Origin of the sequence: Ensifer sp. ZNC0028, assembly GCF_000799055.1 — a bacterium.
Lineage (GTDB): Bacteria > Pseudomonadota > Alphaproteobacteria > Rhizobiales > Rhizobiaceae > Ensifer.
In genome coordinates this window covers 1-18,024 of sequence record NZ_JTLA01000191.1, presented here as the reverse complement: position 1 = coordinate 18,024, position 18,024 = coordinate 1, and the positions used below count along the sequence as shown (strand labels likewise).

Sequence of the window (18,024 nt, the reverse complement as noted above, 5' to 3'; positions counted from 1 at the left end):
GAGCCGATGCTGGGGCCGGTTGCGGATGGCGGCGTCATCATCGCCAACACAGCGCCGGGATGTTGGGGGCCGATGATCACGCCGGAGATCCGCGGCGGACATGAGGTGACGCGCCCTGTGGCGGTCGCAGGTGCCGAGATCGGCGATGCGATTGCCATTCGGATCCGTTCGCTGATCGTCACGTCCGCGGCGACTGCCTCGGGCAACGACGAGGTGGTGGCCGGCCGCTTCAACGGTGACCCCTTCTGCGCGGCCGTTTGCCCCGGCTGCGGCACGGAATGGCCGCGCACGCGCGTGGAAGGCATCGGCCAGACGGCGATCCGCTGCGAGAACTGCGGCGCAGACGCGACGCCCTTCATCTTCACCAACGGCTACACGATCGCTTTCGACGATGAGCGCCAGGTGGGCCTGACCGTCGGCAAGGCGACCGCCGAAACCTTCGCCACGGATGCGGAACGGCTGCTGGCCCTGCCGGACGGCTCGATCCAGCATCCGATCCTGACCTTCGCGCCGGCAGACCTCGTCGGTGTCGCCACAAGGCTTCGGCCATTCCTCGGCCAACTGGGCACGACGCCTTCGAAGCCGATGCCGGACTCGCACAATGCCGGCGACTTCGGCCAATTTCTGACCGACGCACCGCATGCCTATTCCCTGACCGCGGACGAGCTCGTTCGGCATAAGACCGACGGCCACATGGACGTGAACACGGTCCGGGAAGGCGCGATCCTGATCTGCCCGGTCAAGGTCCCGGGGGGCGGTATCTATATGGGGGACATGCATGCTCTTCAGGGAGACGGCGAAATTGCCGGCCATACCTGCGATGTCGCCGGCACGGTGACACTGGAGGTTCATGTCATCAAGGGGCTCAAGATCGACGGGCCGATCCTCCTGCCGGTGCTGGATGATGTACCGTTCCTTGCGCGTCCGCTGAACGCGGCGGAACGCACGCGGGTGGCGGCACTTGCTCGCAAGCACGGTGTCCGAGAGGTCGAGGCCGACGCTCCGGTCACCTTCATCGGCACAGGCGCGAACCTCAATGATGCGACCACGAACGGGCTGGAACGGGCGGCAGACCTGCTCGGCCTCAGCGTTCCCGAAGTGATGAACCGGGCGACGATCGCAGGTGCAATCGAGATCGGCCGCCATCCAGGCGTCGCGCGGGTGACGTTCCGCGCGCCCCTCAGCCTGCTCGACGGAAAGGGCATCGGCGCGTTCGCGCGCAGTCTCTACAATCTCTGAGCCTCCTGTATTTTCAGGGAGTTGCTTGCAGACGAATGCGGGGCCGGCGTCATGTCGGCCCCGTTTTCGTTTCTGACGCTTTGGTGCAGCGGCAGAAACCCCAAGGGTATTTCGTATCGGTTTGCCGCCGACCGCGGTCGTTCAAACATTGCGATACACAGACGCCGCTTCCGAACACATCGCGGATACACCGCACACGCATGGTCACCGTGAAGTCAGGCTCGCGTCGGCCCCAGGGCGGTCAATCGGCTATGGCATAAAAAGACGGAATTACGACATTTGAGGCGCTGTCTTTCAACCGTACCATCGAGGCTCCAACCCAAGGATAGGAGCTTGAAATGAGCAACTCAAAAGGCACTGCACTGATCACCGGTGCTTCGTCCGGTATTGGCGCGATCTATGCCGACCGCCTGGCGCATCGCGGATACGACCTCATTCTCGTCGCGCGCAATCGCGGGCGCCTTGACGAACTCGCCCGCCGGCTGGCGGACGAAACCGGCCGCTCCGTCGAAGTTGTCGCCGCGGACCTCGGCAACAAGGATGATGTCAGGCGGGTCGAGAAGATCCTTCAGGGCGATGCGAGCATCACGGTGCTGATCAACAATGCCGGGGTCGGCGCGACCGCGCCACTGCTTGCCTCCGATGTCGACAAGATGGACGAGATGATTACGCTCAACGTCGGCGCACTGACGCGGCTGACCTATGCGGCGGCGCCCGGATTTGCCGCGCGCGGTGCCGGCACGATCATCAACATCGCCTCGATCGTCGGCGTGGCGCCGGAAGTTCTGAACGGCGTCTATGGCGGCACCAAAGCCTTCGTGCTGGCCTTCACCCTGTCGCTTCAAAAGGAACTTGCCGACAGGAATATCCGCATCCAGGCCGTGTTGCCGGGTGCGACCGCCACAGATTTCTGGGGCATCGCCGGCACGCCGATCGAACACGTGCCGAGCGAGATCGTCATGCGCGCCGAAGACATGGTGGACGCGGCACTTGCCGGCCTCGACCAGGGCGAAGTGATCACTATCCCGGCGCTGCCGGATGCCGCTGACTGGGCAGCCTATGAGGCTGCCCGCCAGAAGCTGTTGCCGAACCTTTCCAGGAAAACTCCGGCCGCTCGCTACCGTATCGGCAGCTAGCGCCCGCTCACCTTCCGGGAACCTCCCAACCCGGACTTTCGAGGCGGTTCCTCGCCTCGCCAATCGAACCAGGAGAATGATGATGTTCAGACATTCTATGCCCATTGTCCAAAACCGCCGCCTGGCCGCCTTGGCATTGTCGGGTGCGATCGCGATCCTGCTTCCTCCGCTCGCCGCTAAAGCGGCGGGCGTGTCCACCGGCGGCGACGTCCAAATCGCCTCGGCTGCTAAACCGGTTGCGGACGAATCCATCCGGCCCTTCCAGTTCCATGCCAGCGATGCCGCGCTTGCCGACCTCAAGCAGCGCATCGCGGCGACCAAGTGGCCGGATCGCGAACTGGTGGCGGACGGCACCCAGGGCGTGCAGCTTGCCACCATGCAGAAGCTCGCGGACTATTGGGCGACCAAATACGATTGGCGCCGGGTGGAGAAGACACTCAACGACCTGCCGCAGTTCGTGACCAACATCGACGGCGTCGACATCCACTTCATTCACGTGCGCTCCAGGCATAAGAACGCGATGCCGCTCATCGTCACCCACGGCTGGCCGGGCTCGATTATCGAGCAGTTGAAGATCATCGACCCCCTGACCAATCCGACCGCCCACGGTGGCACGGAAGCCGATGCTTTCGACATCGTCATCCCCTCGCTTCCCGGCTACGGCTTCTCCGGCAAGCCGACGGAGCGCGGATGGGATCCGGTCCGGATCGCGCGCGCCTGGGCGGTGCTGATGCAGCGCCTCGGATATACCCATTACGTCGCGCAGGGTGGCGACTGGGGCGATGCCGTTACCGAGCAGATGGCCCTGCAGCAGCCGGCGGGCTTGCTCGGGATCCACACCAACATGCCGGCGACCGTGCCAGCCGAAATCCAGAAGGGCCTGGATGTCGGCCAGCCGGCGCCGGCGAGCCTTTCGGCCGACGAGCGCCGCGCCTATGAGCAGCTCGACTTCTTCTACCGCAACGGGCTTTCCTATGCGCAGGAGATGAGCAAACGGCCGCAAACACTTTATGCGATTGAGGATTCGCCGATCGGGCTCGCGAGCTGGATGCTCGACCATGACGCCCGCAGCTACGAGCTGATCGCCCGCGTCTTCGATGGCAAGCCGGAAGGGCTGACGCGCGATGACGTGCTCGACAATGTCACGCTCTACTGGCTGACCAATACGGCCGTGTCGTCGGCGCGGCTCTATTGGGAAAACAAACTTACCTTCTTCCAGCCGAAGGGCATCCAGATTCCGGTGGCCGTCACCGCGTTCCCGGACGAGCTTTATCAGGCGCCGAAGTCCTGGGTAGAAAAGGCATTCCCCAAGCTCATCCATTACAATCGCCTGGCCAAGGGCGGACACTTTGCAGCCTGGGAACAGCCGGCGGCCCTGGTCGATGAGTTGAGGGCTTCGTTCAAGTCACTGCGTCAACCGAGTTGACAGTAGGAGGCGCGCGAACGCGCGCCCTTCCACCATAACCCCTGGTTTCGTTTATTGGAGACGTGTCATGGCAAATGCAGACAATCACAGCAGGGCGCCTTCGGTCGACCTGAAGTTCGAGGTCGCGGTCATCCCGGTATCGGACGTCGATCGCGCCAAGAGTTTCTACGGTCGCCTCGGCTGGCGGCTGGATGCGGACTTCCCCGTTGGCGATGCGTTTCGTGTCGTGCAGTTCACGCCCCCGGGCTCGCCGGCGTCGATCCACTTCGGCACCGGGCTGACCTCGGCTACGCCCGGGTCGGCGAGCGGCCTCTATCTCATCGTTTCGGATATCGAAGCCGCGCGTGCGGAACTCGTCGAACGGGGCGCCGAAGTCAGCGAGATCTTCCACCGCGAGGGGCCCGGAAAGCCGCCGATCAGCGGGCGCGATCCCGCGGGCCGCAGCTACCGTTCCTATGCCACCTTCAGCGACCCCGACGGCAACGGCTGGCTGCTGCAGGAGGTGACCGAACGTCTGCCCGGGCGCGTGGATGGCGACGTTGCGGACTTTGCCTCCGTCGGTGACCTTGCGGCGGCCCTGCGCCGGGCGGCTGCCGCTCATGGCGAGCACGAGAAGCGCAATGGTGGTGAGCACGACCATAACTGGCCGGATTGGTATGCGACCTACATGGTGGCCGAACATGCGGGCAAGCCGCTTCCCGAATGAGCGATGGCCATGACCGGCGCGTGTTTCTTCGATGGCGCAAATCTGCTATAAGCGGCCATTCCAGACAGGGTCGGACAGGGGTGGTGTGAGATGCACAGGATCGGCTACGTCGTCTTTCCGGGATTTCAGCTCATGGGTTTCGCGGCGGTCACCGCCTTCGAGATCGCCAACCTGACGCTTGGCGCACCGGCCTATGCAATCGAATTGCTGTCGGAGGCCGGCGGCGAGATCAAGGCGTCCGCCGGTTTCGGTGTGCTCACGAAAGCCTTCGACGATACGGTCTATGACACCGTCATGTTCGGAGCGGGAACCGAAATCGAACCGGTAACGCCGGGGCTCGCCGCCTTCGCGCGTCATGCCCTGGCGGTCTCGCGCCGGGTGGCCGCCCCTTGCACAGGCGCCTTCATCCTCGCCGAATCCGGCCTGCTCGAGGGGCGTCGCGCCACGACCCATTGGGCGTTTGCGCGTCAGCTGCGCGAGCGTTTCCCCGAGGTCAAGGTGGAGGAAGATCGCATCTTCATCGTCGACGGCAGCGTGTGGACCTCGGCCGGGATGACGGCCAGCATCGATCTGGCGCTGGCGATGATCGAGAAGGACCATGGCGAGGATGTCGCCCGTCAGGTGGCGCGCAAGCTCGTCGTCTATCACCGGCGTGCCGGCGGCCAGTCGCAGTTCTCCGCGCTGCTGGAACTCGATCCGAAGTCGGACCGCATTCAGAAGTCGGTCAATTACGCCAAGGCCAACCTGCGCAACGTCCTTTCGGTCGACGAACTCGCGGACGCTGCGGGCTTGAGTGCGCGTCAGTTCAGTCGTGCCTTCCGTTCCGAGACCGGCCAGTCGCCGGCAAAAGCCGTCGAGCATCTGCGGGTGGAAGCCGCGCGGCTCCTGATGGAGCAGGGGCGTCACTCGATGGACGTGATTGCCGAGCAGACCGGTTTTGCCGATAGCGACCGCATGCGCCGGGCCTTCCTGCGCACGCTCGGGCAACCGCCCCAGACGATCCGCCGCAATGCACGCGAGGGCGTTGCCTGACGGCAGCGACCTGCCTCGAAAAGCGATTGTATCGCCGTGTATCCGGTCCCTGCCATTTCTACACGTGCTTTCAATAGGGCGCCGCCAGGCACACGCCCCGGATACACCAGCACTCCATTCCTGATGCCAGTTCAGTTCACCGGAGGGTAGTCAATGTCGGACGAAATCAACCACCCGCGCCGCCGTTTCATCGGCGCAATCGCACTCTCGCTGGCGGCAACGCAGTTCGCATCGGCCGGCGCAGTGAGAGCGCACGCGGCAGCCGGTGACGCGCCGCGCCTACCGGCCGTCGCCCCGGGCACGAACAAGTCCTTCCCCGTCCTCAAGCAGATCGATGCCGGCGTACTCAACGTCGGCTACGCCGAACTTGGCGCCAGCGATGCTCCGGTCGTCATACTGCTGCACGGCTGGCCCTATGACATTCACACCTATGTGGACGTGGCGCCAGTGCTCGCCAATGCCGGCTACCGTGTCATCGTTCCCTATCTGCGCGGCTACGGTACGACCCGGTTCCTCTCTGCCGACACTCCGAGGAACGGCCAGCAGGCTGTGATCGCGACGGATATCATTGCCCTGATGGACGCGCTCAAGATCGAAAAGGCGGTCATCGGCGGCTGCGACTGGGGCGCGCGAACCGCCAACATCGTCGCGGCCCTGTGGCCCGAGCGCTGCAAGGCGCTGGTCTCCGTCAGCGGCTATCTCATCGGTAGCCAGGAGGTGAACAGGAAGCCGCTTTCGCCGCAGGGCGAGCTTGCATGGTGGTATCAGTTCTACTTCGCCACCGAGCGGGGCTATGAGGGCTACAAGCAGAACCGCAAGGAGTTCGCCCGGCTGATCTGGACGCTTGCCTCGCCGAAGTGGAATTTCGACGACGCCACGTTCGACAGAAGCGCAGAGGCGCTCGAAAACCCCGATCATGTCGACATCTCGATCCACAATTACCGTTGGCGGCTCAGCCTGGCCGAGGGGGAAGCACAGTACGACGACCTCGAAAAGCGGCTGGCGCAGTTCCCCACCATTGCCGTCCCGACCATCACGCTCGAGGGCGACGCCAATGGCGCGCCGCATCCCGATCCCGCCGCCTACGCCAAGCGCTTCTCCGGCCGATACGAGCATCGGCTGATTACCGGCGGCATCGGCCATAACCTGCCGCAGGAGGCGCCGCTCGCATTTGCCGACGCAATTGTCGCCGTCGATCGTTTCTAGTTTTTCTCCCGCGGCTTGCGTGGAGGCGCGGGGTTCCGGTTCGCCGGCCCCGCGCTTTTTTGTGCGCGGTGATCGTGTCGCGACCCGCCGGATGCCGCGGGCGACGCGGCCGCTTCGTATCAGCGTGTATCCGCGCCGGCCGCTGGGTAGGTTTCCATACATTTCCGGGCCGCCGGTGAAACATCCGAGACACCTTGAAGGCGCCAGATGCGTCTCGACAGCCGCAGGGCAATCGGGCCCGGACGGCAAAACCTGTCGAAAGGAAAAAGACCATGAGCGCAGCTGAAAAGGTACTCTACACCGGCAAGACCCACACGACCGGCGGCCGCGACGGCGCCGCCCGCAGCGACGACGGACGCCTGGACACCAAGCTTTCCAGCCCCGGCAGTTCCCGCCCGGGGACGAACCCGGAGCAACTCTTTGCCGCAGGGTGGTCTGCCTGCTTCATCGGCGCGATCGGTCTTGCGGCCGGCCAGTCGAAGGTCGCCCTTCCCGCCGACGTGGCCGTTGATGCCGAAGTGGATCTGCTGAACCGCGACGGCGGCTACTTCCTGAAGGCGCGGCTGAATGTCAGCCTGCCGGGGATCGACGCCGACGTTGCGCGACGTCTCGTCGATGCCGCTCACCAGACCTGTCCCTATTCCAAGGCGACGCGCGGGAACATCGACGTGACGATCAATCTCGTCTGATCCGCACTTACCTCTCGTCACCTCCGGAGCGGCGACCATCAGCGTCGCCGCTCTTTTCCGTTGGCCATCGGCATGCCCGGGTCTGGCAAGCCTGGTCTTGCGATCTCAATAACGACATGAGAAAAATACGATATATAATTGTTTTATCTCGTATTATATGGCGAGAAATGAAGCTCTCCTCTACTGAGGTCGGATCACTAGCTCGCCCAAAAGGCCGCCGCCGTCGCGATTGCGCAAGGTCAGCGACGCGTTGATGGAGGCTGCCAACTGCTGGGCGATGGCGAGCCCGAGCCCAGTGCCGCCGGTTTCACGATTGCGGGAATCCTCCAACCGGACGAAGGGTTTCAGCACGGCGCCCAGTTGATCTTCCGGGATGCCCGGTCCGCGGTCGAGCACGCTGATGATCACCGTATCGTCGGCAAGCCGCCGCGCCTCGATTTCGGCGCTGCCTGCGAATTTGAGCGCGTTGTCGACGAGGTTGGTGAGAATGCGCCTGAGCGCCTGCGGCCGGGTCGTGATCGTGCCGCCATCGACGTCGCTGGCGCTGACGGACTTGCCGGTGTCCTGATAGTCGTAGACGAGGCTTTCAATGAACGAGGCGAGATCAACGCGCGTCGATTTCTCGACATTGCCGTGGGCACTGCGGGCATAGGCGACGCCCTCCTTCACCAGGCTTTCGATCTGGCCGAGGTCCTGGATCAGCTTCTCGCGATCGGCGAAATCTTCGGCCATTTCCGCGCGCAGCTTCATGCGGGTGATCGGCGTCTGCAGGTCGTGGGAAATGGCGGCCAGGATCTGGACGCGCTCTTCGAGGTACTGGGCGATGCGGTCGCGCATGGCGTTGAATGCGGTTGCCGCATAGGCGACTTCCGTCGGACCGGTTTCGCTGAGCCGCGGCGTGTTGCGGTTCGGGTCGAGCGTGTCGGCCGCTGCGGCAAGGTTGACGAGTGGGCGGACCGCCTGGCGCATGGCAAACCAGCTGCAGAAGAGCAGGAGCGCGAGCTGCGCCAGCAGCACGTAAGGCAGCCAGTCGGCGAGCGGCATGACCCCCTTGGGATAGACATCGATCGTCAGCGGCGAGCCATCGCTCAATGTCAGATGCGCCTGCACGTGGCGGCGATCGCCGGGGATCGTTTCGACGGTGACCGGATACTTCGGTCCGGTCGCGCGCTGGATGTTGGCGGAGAGTTCCGCGGTGGCCGGATCGACCGACGGGTTGCCGGGCACGCCCGGTCCGAGAATGAAGCCGTAATTGTCGCGGTTGAGGCGATTGAGCCAGGAGGCACGCTCGTCCGCGGGCAGGCGGTCGAGGATTGCGATCGAGGTCGCTATGTCGTTTTCGAGCGTGTTGAACATGACAGACTTGGCCGCCACGTAGCGCTCGAAGAACAGAACGGTGAACGACATCACATGTGCGATGGCAAGGCCCGCCAGCAGAATAACAAAGAGCCGCGCCCTGAGCGTGCGCGGCCATAGTCGAAAGCCTCTTTCAGCAGCGTTCGCGGTCATTCGCGCGCCTCCACGATCTCGATCGGTACCGAAAAGACATAGCCTTCGCTGCGCACCGTCTTGATGTAGGCCGGCTCGCGGGCGTCGTCGCCGAGCCGCTGGCGGACCCGGCTGACGAGCAGGTCGATCGAGCGGTCGAAGAGATCGGCCTCGCGGCCCTGCGTGAGATTGAGGAGCTGGTCGCGGTTGAGCACGCGCTGGGGGTGGTCGATGAACACCTTCAGCAGCCGATATTCGGCGCCGCTCAGCGCGATCACGGTGCCATCGGCGTCGATCAGGTGCCGCGCCGTCGTGTCGAGCTTCCACCGGCCGAAGCGCAGCAACTGCCCGGCCTCCGAAATCTGCAGGTTGGGCGGCAGCATGCGCGCGCGCCGAAGCACGGCCTTGATGCGGGCCAGCAGTTCGCGCGCGGAAAATGGCTTGGAGAGATAGTCGTCCGCACCCATTTCAAGCCCGAGAATGCGGTCCATCTCGTCAGAACGGGCGGTCAGCATGATGATCGGGATCGCCTTGTGCTTGCCGGCGCGCAGTTCGCGGCTGAGCACCAACCCGTCGTCGCCCGGCATCATCACGTCGAGCACGATCAGATCGACGGTGTCGCCCTCGAGGAAGCTGCGCATCTGCCGCCCGTCGGCGACCGTGGTCGTGCGCAGGCCGTTTTTCTTCAGGTAACTCGACACGAGTTCCCGGATCTCTCGGTCGTCGTCGACAATCAGCACATGGTCGATATGCTCCATCGAGCAAACTCCTCAAGTCGGTTGGCGGGTGCGCAGCGGCACTTGCTCTGTCCGGTTGACGCTCCGGATATGTCGTCGGTGTGTTCGCAACATCCAGACTTGCATGCGAATGTAATGCAAGCGCCTGCAGACACATTTCGACACAATTTCACAAAGGAAACCCGCCGCTTGCTGTCAAGCGGCGGGTCGTGGGAACTGTGGCTGATCGCGTCAGGCTCCAGCTTTTGCAGCAAGCTGCGCGCGATACTGGGCGGTGGGCAGGCCACCCCACCCCCAATTGTCGAGGTCGACTTCCTCGATGACCACATAGGTCGATTCCAGCGGCTTGTTGAGCACGTCGAGTAGCACCTGGCTGACGCCCTTGATGATCTCCGCCTTTTCCTCCGCCGTTACCGCTTGGCGCTCCGGCGTGGTGCCCTCGCGGGTCACCTGAACTGTTACGATCGGCATTGCCGTCTCCTTTCTGGAGCTTGATGGCACCCAAGGTGCCGCGTTTGTTTGGAGAGTTACGGGCCTACCAGCGTCCGGCGTTCTGGCCGCCGTCCACATGCAGGATCTCGCCGGTCACGAAGCCGGCACCCTCCAGGTAGAGAACTGCGTCGACGATATCGCGGATCTCGCCCATTCGTCCGACCGGGTGAAGCGTCGAAAGCGCGGCATGCGTTTCCGGCGCGTGCATCGGCGTCTTGATGATGCCGGGCGAAACCGCGTTGACGCGAACGCCTGAAGTCGCGAACTCGATCGCGAGCGCCTGTGTTACCGAATTGAGGCCGCCCTTGGTGATGGAAGCGAGCGCGGCCGGCACGCCGGCGATCGGCTGGTTGACGAGGCTAGTGGTGATGCTGACGATGTGGCCGGAGCCCTGCTTCAGCATCTCGCGGGCGGCGCGCTGGGTAATGTGGAAGAAACCGGCTACGTTGACGCTCAAGTTCAGGTCATAGTCTTCCTGGGTGAAATCGGTGAACGGCTTGGCGGTGAAGACGCCGGCATTGTTGACCAGCGTGTCGATACGGCCGAACCGTTCGAGGCCCTGGCGCACGACGCGCTCGGCGGTCTCGGGATCGCCGATGTCGCCTGCAACGGCGAGGATGCCCGCATCCGCGCTCTGCGGAATCGAGCGCGACGTGGCGACGACGCGGTAGTTGCGATCGCGGTAGGCCTGTACCAGGGCGGCGCCGATACCCTGCGATGCACCGGTGATAATGGCGACCTTCTGTTCGTTGCTCATGGATGTGATCCTTCTTCGATTGCAACGGGCGTTTCGTTCAGCCCGTCCTTCGCCCTCGGCGTTGGTGCAATCAGATTTAGACCCATCCGATGTGTGGGAGAATTGACGCCATTCGGCACTCAATCAACCGAAATTCGGCATAATCAGCTAAGCGTGCCAGCTTCCTTTGCCATGCGTGCGAACTCGGTCCTGAGACGCGGCAAGGCGAAATCCGCGAAGGCTCGGACCTTGGGAACCGCCATGCGGCCCTGCGGCGCCAGAAGATGAACCGGCATCGGCGGATGCTCGGCATCGGCCAGTACGATCTTGAGCTGCCCGTCATGGACATGGCGCGCGACATGGTAGGAATAGAGCCGGGTAAGCCCGGTGCCCGCAGCGGCGGAATCGACAGCCGCGCGCACGCTGTTGACGATATAGCGTGGCGTGAACTGCACCGTGCGCGGGATCAGCGAGCCCTCGGCCGGCGTGAAGGCCCAGGAATCGAGGCCGAAGTTGGTAAAGGCGACGATCTGGTGCTTGGCGAGGTCGGCGGGCTCGTCGATGCGCGGATGGCTGGCGAGATAGCGGGGAGAGGCGACAACGACGCGCCTTATATCCCCGCCGATGCGTGTCGAGATCAGCGAAGAATCCGCGAGATGGCCGATGCGCAACGCAATATCGACGCCTTCGTCGACAAGGTTCACGAAGCGGTCGAGCAGCAGCAGCCGGGCCGAAACCGGCGGGTAGAGATTGAGGAAGTCGTCGAGGATCGGGCGCAGGATCTCTTCGCCGAGGATCGGCGGTGCAGAGATCGTGACCGCGCCGCGCGGGGCCGCGCGCTCGCCGCCTGCGAGCATGTCGGCCTCTTCAAGATCGATCAACACCCGCCGGCAGGCCGCTGCATAGCGCTGGCCGGCTTCGCTGAGTTTCAGCGATCGGGTCGTTCGATGCAGGAGTTCGACGCCGACATGGGCCTCGAGCAGGTTCAGGGCGCGACTGACGGCGGTCGGAGATCGCTTGAGCCGCCGGGCTGCCGCCGCGAGACTGCCTTCGTCGACCGCGGTCACGAAGACCTTCATCGCATCGATACGATCCATTGCGCCGACTTTCGCATGAGTTGTCGTCAGTCAGTAAGAATTCACCTGCAAAACGGCGGAAGTAAAGGGCCGATAGTACTGCACCGGCGAGCGCTGCACCTTCTGCGTTACGCCGGAAAGAGGCGGGTGATCAAATCGGACGCTGAGCCCTGCCAAAGCTCGCCCTTCCCGGTGCCTGACCATAAGGACAGAAAGTCTGGCGAACCCTTGGCCGTGGACGCTGCCCTGATGTCTCGCGTGAACTTGTTCTGGGCCGGAAAGGGCATCACGGCGTCGGCATCGACCTCGGTCATGAAGCGGTTTTCGACGCCGCGGGCAAACCGGCCGGAGAAGGCCCGCGTCGTCCGTGTCTTCCGCTCGGTGCCCTCTAACGCCGCGCGATAGGGGGCTGACGTCCCAGCTTCGGCGGTCGCGAGGAACGCCGTGCCCATCTGTACGGCGCTGGCGCCTCTCGCGAGGACGGATTGGATGTCGGAACCGGTCATGATCCCACCCGCGGCGATGAGCGGGACCTTGGTCATTTTGAGGCTTCGGGCGAGCAGGTCGTCGATACCGATTTCGCTATCCTCGGCGGACGGATCGAAAATGCCGCGATGCCCGCCGGCCTCGTATCCCTGGAGCGTAATGGCGTCCACGCCGCTCTCTTCGAGGGCCAGGGCTTCCTCCGGCGTTGTCGCCGTGCCGATGATCAACATTCCGGCGTCACGAGCAGCGCGCATGTGCTCGGCGGGCAGAACGCCAAAGACGAAGCTCAGCGCCGCAGGCTTTGCCCGCAGCACCGCCTCGAACTGATGGTCGAAATCCTCTTCGTAGGGCGCTGCAAATTCCGGCGTCGGCAGGCCGAGTTCGGCGCGGTACCCCGCCGTCGCACGCACGGCGCGCTCGAGCGCCGCGGCATCGACCTTCGGCTGCGGACGCTGGATGAAGAGGTTGATGGCGAAGGGACGATCTGTCCGGGCACGCACGGTCTGGGCGAACTCCGCGATCGCCGCCGGGCTCGAATAGGCCGCACCGATCGAGCCCAGCGCGCCGGCGGCCGAAGAGGCTGCCACGAGCGCCGGCGACGAAGGGCCTCCGGCCATCGGCGCGACGATCAGGGGATGTCTCAGGCCGAGTTTCGAAAGGGTGCCCTGCATAGTCGTGTCCTCGCTGCGTGTTGCGTGCCTTCCGGCAGCGCTGCAGAGGTAGGGTGAGCGGTTACGGACGCAAGGGGAGTTCACCCGAATATCTTGTGGGTCGCTCGCGGCAGTTATGCGGAGGCAACGCCCCCCCGGGACTGCCGATCGCTCGGCAATTGTTGCAACACAGTCGGTTGACTGGCACTGTGGCTCGGTGGCGAGAGACCTTTCCAAGGAGCCCGCGATGTCGCGACAGACGGACAAGCAAGAGACACTTCCGAGCCTTGTCGAACACTACCGGCCCGTGCAGCTGAAGGCCGTGCTTGCGGCTCGCGCGATAAAGCACCGCGAGCCTCCGCCGCCATTGCCGGAGGAGCGCCACTACGGAGCGCAATTGCCGGAGGGATTTCACCTGCCGCAATCTGTCTACGACGACTGAGCGCCGGCTCCGCCGTCAGCTCGTTGCCAGCGTCCAGGCCATGCCGGCGAGCGCGCAGGCAAGCAGCGTCGTTATCACCGACACATTGAAGCGGAAGATCGCCACGCCGGCCGCAAGCGTCAGCAGTAGCGACGGCAGCACCAGCGACCCTAGAACTGGAACATCGAGCGCCAATGGCCCGAGCGTCCAGGGGGCGACTTCGGCAAACAGCGTGTGCAGGCCGAACCAGACCGCAAGATTGAGGATGACCCCGACGACGGCGGCGGTGATCGCCGACATGGCGCCGGTCAGCGCCACGTTGTTGCGCAGCCGCTCGATGAAGGGCGCGCCGAGAAAGATCCAGAGGAAGCAGGGAACGAAGGTAACCCAGGTCGTCAGCATCGCTCCGAGGGTCGCGGCCGCCATGGGGGACAGCGTGCCGGGATCGCGATAGGCGCCCATGAAGCCGACGAACTGCACCACCATGATCAGCGGCCCGGGCGTCGTCTCGGCCATGCCAAGCCCGTCGAGCATCTCGCCGGGCTTCAGCCAACCGTAGTGCTGCACCGCTTCCTGCGCGACATAGGCGAGCACGGCATAGGCGCCGCCGAAGGTCACCACCGCCATCTGGCTGAAGAAGAGGCCAATCTGGCTGAAGACGTTGCCCGTGCCGAGAATGGCGACGAGCAACGCCAGCGGCACCAGCCACAGGGCAAGCAGGATCGCCGAGATCCGCAGCGACCAGGCGAGGTTCGGGCGCGCATGCGCGGGAATTTCGTCGCCGAGCACGGAGTCTTCGTCCTTGAGTACCGGACCCGTGCGGGCTTTGTGGCCTCCGCCGATGCGAAAGAAATCCGAGCCGCTCCGGGCGCCGACATAGCCAAGCACGCCGGCTGCAAGGATGATGAGCGGAAAGGGGATCCGGAAAACGAAGATGGCGATGAAGGCGGCTGCGGCAATGCCGATCATCACCTTGTTCTTCAGTGCTCGCCCGCCGATGCGGAAGACGGCCTGGACGACGACCGCAAGCACGGCCGCCTTCAGGCCGAAGAACAGGCCCTCGACGACGGTGACACTCCCGAAGGCGGCGTAGATGTAGCTCAAGCCGAGGATCGCGAGAAACCCCGGGAGCACGAAGAGGATGCCGGCAACGAGGCCGCCGGCGGTGCGATGCAGGAGCCAGCCGATGTAAACGGCAAGCTGTTGCGCCTCGGGTCCCGGCAGAAGCATGCAGTAGTTGAGCGCGTGCAGGAAACGGTGTTCGCCGATCCAGCGCTTTTCATCGACGAGGATGCGGTGCATGACGGCGATCTGTCCGGCCGGCCCGCCGAAGCTCAGTGCGGCAATGCGCGCCCAGACCCGCACCGCTTCGCCAAAGGAGATGCCGTGGCTTTCCCGTTGCCGCGCCGGTCCCGGCGCGGCCTTGTCTGCGATGTCGGTCATCTCAGGCGTCCTTCTTGGCCGAAGGCCAGTTGTGGGTCTCGTTGGTAGCATCGCGGCACCAGCGATAGAAGGCGTCGTAGAGCAGCATGCCGGCGTCCAGCTGTTCCAGATCATCCGCATACATGCGTGAGAGCCCGAGTGAGGCGGCAAGCAGACCTGACGCTTCCGGCGCGAGGTCGAGGCGGGCGGTATCGGCCGCACGCACGATCATGGCGAGCCGCAACAGCGGGGCGGTGGCAAGCCCGAATTCCTCGACCATGACGTCGAAGGTGCAGCGCTCGCCGCGATGGCTCCAGCGCACGGGCGCGTCGATGTCGAACGGTGTCGCCCCGAAGCGCTCGCCGACCATCTCGACTTCCGACGGCGCGACATAAAGGAAAACGGCATGCGGATCGACGAAGCGCCGGATCAGCCAGGGGCAGGCGATACGGTCGATCTTCGGCCGCGCCCGGGTGACCCAGACGGTCTGCCCTTGGGCGTTCCGTTCCGGTAGTGCCGAAGACGGCACGGCGGGGTTGCCGCCTGCGACCCATGCCTCGAACCCGCCTTCGAGCACATCGGCGGAGATGCCAGCATTGCGCAGCCAGGCGGCAACGCCGTGGCTGAGCTTCTTGCCCTGCTGGCAGATGATGATCGCCGTCGCTTTATCGACGTCCTGCGTCCAGTCCTCCACGCTTCGATAGTCGCGCCGGACGGATCCGGGGACGAGACGTGGATCGGCGTCGAAGTCCTCGTCGACGCGAACGTCGATCAGCGCGGGACAGTTCGGCGTGCCGATGAGGCGAGCGAGTTTTTCCGATGAGATTTCGAGATATGACGACATGACGCGTCCTCCGGATGAGCGGTTCTGTGGACGCGATGCTTCGGCTGGCGCCTCATGGGGTGATCGCAACCCCATGAGCGAAGTTTGCTGCCGTTGGCCGCAAGCTGTCAAGCTGGGCTTCGGCAGCGACTTAAGGGCATGGCGAGAACGCTTCGCGCTGAGGCGTGATCCCAGGCAAGCTACCGAAGGATTGTTACAGGTGTTTGGCGGCAAATGTCGGTTACCGTCAAGGAACCGACCTGAGTGCCGAAGGTTACATTCAGGTCGCGGAGGGCGGCATTCGGGCTACTTGCCGGCCGCCCTGGCTGCGGCCTCGATGATGCCCGCAACCTTCTCCGGTTGCGAAGCAAAGACAGCGTGGCTGGCCTTGATTTCGGTCACCTCACTGCCGGCGCGCTTGGCCATGCTTCTCTCCAGGTCCGGGTTGATGGCGCGGTCATCGGTCGCGACGATCGACCAGCTTTTCTTGGTGCGCCAGGCGGGGTCGCCGACCTTGGCGGCAAAGACCTCCTTGGCGGCAAGGACTTGCGATCGCGCCGCAAAGGCCGCCTCCGCCGCAGGCAAATCGGCGGCGAAATCGGCCGGAAACGCCTTTGGATCGAGATAGAGATACTTGCCGTCGGTGGTTTCCCGCACGCTCATGGCGGCCGCAGGGTTCGATCCGGCAAGCGCTGCCAGGTTTTCGCCCTTGTCGGGTTGAAAGGCGGCGACGTAGACCAGCCCTTCGACCTTGCCATGGTGTCCGGCCTCGGTGATGACAATGCCGCCATAGCTGTGGCCGACGAGCAGGGTCGGGCCGTCCTGCAGATCGAGGATGCGGTTCGTCGCCTCGATGTCGGCTGCGAGCGACGTTAGAGGCTCCTGGACAACGGTCACGTTGAAGCCGCGGCGCTCGAGGATTTCGGAGGCCTGTCGCCAGCCGGAACCGTCGGCGAAAGCGCCGTGAACGATGACGATGTTCTTGATCTCGGCTGCTTGCGCTGCGAAGGCGACGACGCTTGTCGCCAAGGCAAGCGCGATGGTCGGGAGGATGCGGTGGCTCATGCGATCGTTCCTTCTTCTCGTGAGGCAACGATCGCAATCTGTTCAGGCGAAGTATCCCGGATGTGTCGGTCTTCGCAGCAATATGTACCGCATTGTAACGGCGAAAACTCGCCGCCATGGCGAAGGCCGAAGCGCGGTCTTTCGCCATGCCTAGCCCCAGCAGACGCCGCGCGAAGGTGCGCTACGATTCGACCAGGATCACAAGCGACGACGGTACAACCCCGTCATGGGCCATGGCGTCCGCCGCGGCCTGGCTTTGCATCGCCTGTGAGAGGGCGCCGATATCGGGAACATCCATCATGACGGCCACGCGCGTCGGATCCTTCGGGTCGACGAAGGTCCGGATATTGGTGATGCCGAGCGCGCCGAAGAGTTCCTTGCGTCTCGGCGATTTCAGCCAGTGATCGGCGCCTTTGGTGATGTTGTGATGGGCGATGATGGTCGGCATCGGATCCTCCCTTTTTGTGACGCGAGCACCGAGGTTGTTGCAACTTTCCCGCCGCATCCGCGTTCTCCCAACGGAACGGCCTGAAGGGCCGGCTGTCAATTAGCCCGTCAGAGCTAGGCCCGTTTCTTCTCTGGCCACTTGAAGGAAGAGGCTTATGCCGAAGTTCATCACCATCGGATACGGCGATCGCGCCGGCTACGATCGCACGGCGGAAGCGGTGCGCGATGCGGCGCATGCGCATGACGCGCGGCTTCAGGCCGATGGCGTATTGATGGGAATTGCGGGCGCGCCGGTGCAGGTGCGCAATACGGATGCGGCCGGGGTCGAAACCAAGGAGGGCCCGTTCCTGTCATCCCCGTTGCCGGTGGCCGGCTTCGCGGTGATCGAAGCGGCCGATCTCGACGAAGCCATCGCCCTGGTGTCGCAGACACCCTGCGCCGTTGCCCACGGCGTGGTCGAAGTCTGGCCGCTTGAACTACCTTAAGGGGCCGCCCAGGAGACCTGCGCGGCGAGCATGGATTCCGCCTCGTCTGCCGTCTGGCGTTGGGGTTCCGTGGCCCCGGCAGGTGCGACCTTCGTTTCCGGTCGGCCCTCCCTGAACAGTTTCCACTTTGTCGGCCGGAATGCGATGCGGCTATGGTCGCCGGCGGCGGCGCGTTCGGGAGAGAGTTCGATCTCGACATGCGGATGGTTGCGGCCAAGGTCGAGTTCGAGATGGCGGGTGCCGGCAACCCGGCGGCTGGCGG

Annotated in this window: 20 protein-coding genes; 9 read left to right on the top strand and 11 right to left on the bottom strand. The window is 64.3% G+C overall.

The annotated features are described in order from the left end of the window. The 7 genes from L981_RS32365 to L981_RS32335 all read left to right on the top strand — a co-directional run. A partial coding sequence (locus tag L981_RS32365) for an acetamidase/formamidase family protein (protein WP_043626703.1) occupies positions 1–1,239 on the top strand: 1,239 nt, incomplete at its 5' end. Positions 1,240–1,577: 338 nt separating this feature from the next. After that, positions 1,578–2,375: an SDR family oxidoreductase gene (locus tag L981_RS32360; RefSeq protein ID WP_043626696.1), complete on the top strand. Its 798-nt coding sequence runs from the start codon at positions 1,578–1,580 to the stop codon at positions 2,373–2,375. Between the two features lie 82 nt (positions 2,376–2,457). Next, complete coding sequence (locus L981_RS32355) at positions 2,458–3,801, top strand: epoxide hydrolase family protein (RefSeq protein ID WP_043626693.1); 1,344 nt, start codon at positions 2,458–2,460, stop codon at positions 3,799–3,801. Between the two features lie 67 nt (positions 3,802–3,868). Next, positions 3,869–4,507 carry a VOC family protein gene (locus L981_RS32350; RefSeq protein ID WP_043626691.1) on the top strand — a complete coding sequence of 213 codons (639 nt, stop codon included), beginning with the start codon at positions 3,869–3,871 and terminating at the stop codon, positions 4,505–4,507. A 90-nt stretch (positions 4,508–4,597) separates the two neighbouring features. Next, positions 4,598–5,539, top strand: a complete 942-nt coding sequence (locus L981_RS32345; RefSeq protein ID WP_043626688.1) for a GlxA family transcriptional regulator — start codon at positions 4,598–4,600, stop codon at positions 5,537–5,539. A 153-nt stretch (positions 5,540–5,692) separates the two neighbouring features. Continuing rightward, a complete protein-coding gene (locus tag L981_RS32340; protein WP_043626685.1) occupies positions 5,693–6,745 on the top strand; it encodes an alpha/beta fold hydrolase in 1,053 nt (350 codons plus the stop codon). Between the two features lie 272 nt (positions 6,746–7,017). After that, a complete protein-coding gene (locus L981_RS32335; RefSeq protein ID WP_043626683.1) occupies positions 7,018–7,434 on the top strand; it encodes an organic hydroperoxide resistance protein in 417 nt (138 codons plus the stop codon). Positions 7,435–7,614: 180 nt separating this feature from the next. Here the strand turns inward: L981_RS32335 and L981_RS32330 are convergent, their stop codons facing one another. The 6 genes from L981_RS32330 to L981_RS32305 all read right to left on the bottom strand — a co-directional run bounded on the left by L981_RS32330 (position 7,615) and on the right by L981_RS32305 (position 13,120). Further along, positions 7,615–8,943, bottom strand: a complete 1,329-nt coding sequence (locus L981_RS32330; RefSeq protein WP_043626680.1) for a HAMP domain-containing sensor histidine kinase — start codon at positions 8,941–8,943, stop codon at positions 7,615–7,617. Then, entirely contained in the window at positions 8,940–9,680 is a 741-nt protein-coding gene (locus L981_RS32325; RefSeq protein ID WP_043626678.1) for a response regulator, read from the bottom strand. The genes L981_RS32330 and L981_RS32325 overlap by 4 nt, the downstream gene beginning before the upstream one ends. Before the next feature lie 210 nt (positions 9,681–9,890). After that, complete coding sequence (locus L981_RS32320) at positions 9,891–10,130, bottom strand: 4-oxalocrotonate tautomerase family protein (RefSeq protein WP_043626677.1); 240 nt, start codon at positions 10,128–10,130, stop codon at positions 9,891–9,893. Between the two features lie 64 nt (positions 10,131–10,194). Further along, a complete protein-coding gene (locus L981_RS32315) occupies positions 10,195–10,908 on the bottom strand; it encodes an SDR family NAD(P)-dependent oxidoreductase (RefSeq protein WP_043626674.1) in 714 nt (237 codons plus the stop codon). Positions 10,909–11,051: 143 nt separating this feature from the next. Beyond that, entirely contained in the window at positions 11,052–11,984 is a 933-nt protein-coding gene (locus L981_RS32310; RefSeq protein ID WP_043626671.1) for a LysR family transcriptional regulator, read from the bottom strand. A 107-nt stretch (positions 11,985–12,091) separates the two neighbouring features. Continuing rightward, on the bottom strand, positions 12,092–13,120 hold the full coding sequence (locus L981_RS32305; protein WP_043626669.1) for a nitronate monooxygenase family protein: 1,029 nt from the start codon (positions 13,118–13,120) through the stop codon (positions 12,092–12,094). Between the two features lie 226 nt (positions 13,121–13,346). Here L981_RS32305 and L981_RS32300 point away from each other — a divergent pair, with 226 nt between their 5' ends. Further along, complete coding sequence (locus tag L981_RS32300) at positions 13,347–13,541, top strand: hypothetical protein (RefSeq protein ID WP_043626665.1); 195 nt, start codon at positions 13,347–13,349, stop codon at positions 13,539–13,541. 15 nt (positions 13,542–13,556) lie between these two features. On the opposite strand, the gene chrA is transcribed toward L981_RS32300, so the two are convergent. From chrA to L981_RS32280, 4 genes are all read right to left on the bottom strand, one after another. After that, positions 13,557–14,963: a chromate efflux transporter gene (chrA, locus tag L981_RS32295; protein ID WP_043626661.1), complete on the bottom strand. Its 1,407-nt coding sequence runs from the start codon at positions 14,961–14,963 to the stop codon at positions 13,557–13,559. 1 nt (position 14,964) lies between these two features. Then, positions 14,965–15,786: a sulfurtransferase/chromate resistance protein gene (locus L981_RS32290; RefSeq protein ID WP_043626658.1), complete on the bottom strand. Its 822-nt coding sequence runs from the start codon at positions 15,784–15,786 to the stop codon at positions 14,965–14,967. Positions 15,787–16,071: 285 nt separating this feature from the next. Beyond that, positions 16,072–16,830, bottom strand: a complete 759-nt coding sequence (locus L981_RS32285; RefSeq protein WP_043626655.1) for an alpha/beta hydrolase — start codon at positions 16,828–16,830, stop codon at positions 16,072–16,074. Positions 16,831–17,011: 181 nt separating this feature from the next. Then, complete coding sequence (locus tag L981_RS32280; RefSeq protein ID WP_043626699.1) at positions 17,012–17,278, bottom strand: hypothetical protein; 267 nt, start codon at positions 17,276–17,278, stop codon at positions 17,012–17,014. 154 nt (positions 17,279–17,432) lie between these two features. Between L981_RS32280 and L981_RS32275 the strand changes: the two genes are divergently transcribed. Continuing rightward, positions 17,433–17,762, top strand: coding sequence for a YciI family protein (locus tag L981_RS32275; protein WP_043626651.1), 330 nt, complete (start codon positions 17,433–17,435; stop codon positions 17,760–17,762). On the opposite strand, the gene L981_RS32270 is transcribed toward L981_RS32275, so the two are convergent. After that, positions 17,759–18,024, bottom strand: a 266-nt coding sequence (locus L981_RS32270; RefSeq protein WP_043626649.1) for a TOBE-like domain-containing protein, incomplete at its 5' end; no start/stop codon positions are given. The two genes, L981_RS32275 and L981_RS32270, sit on opposite strands and share 4 nt — an antisense overlap.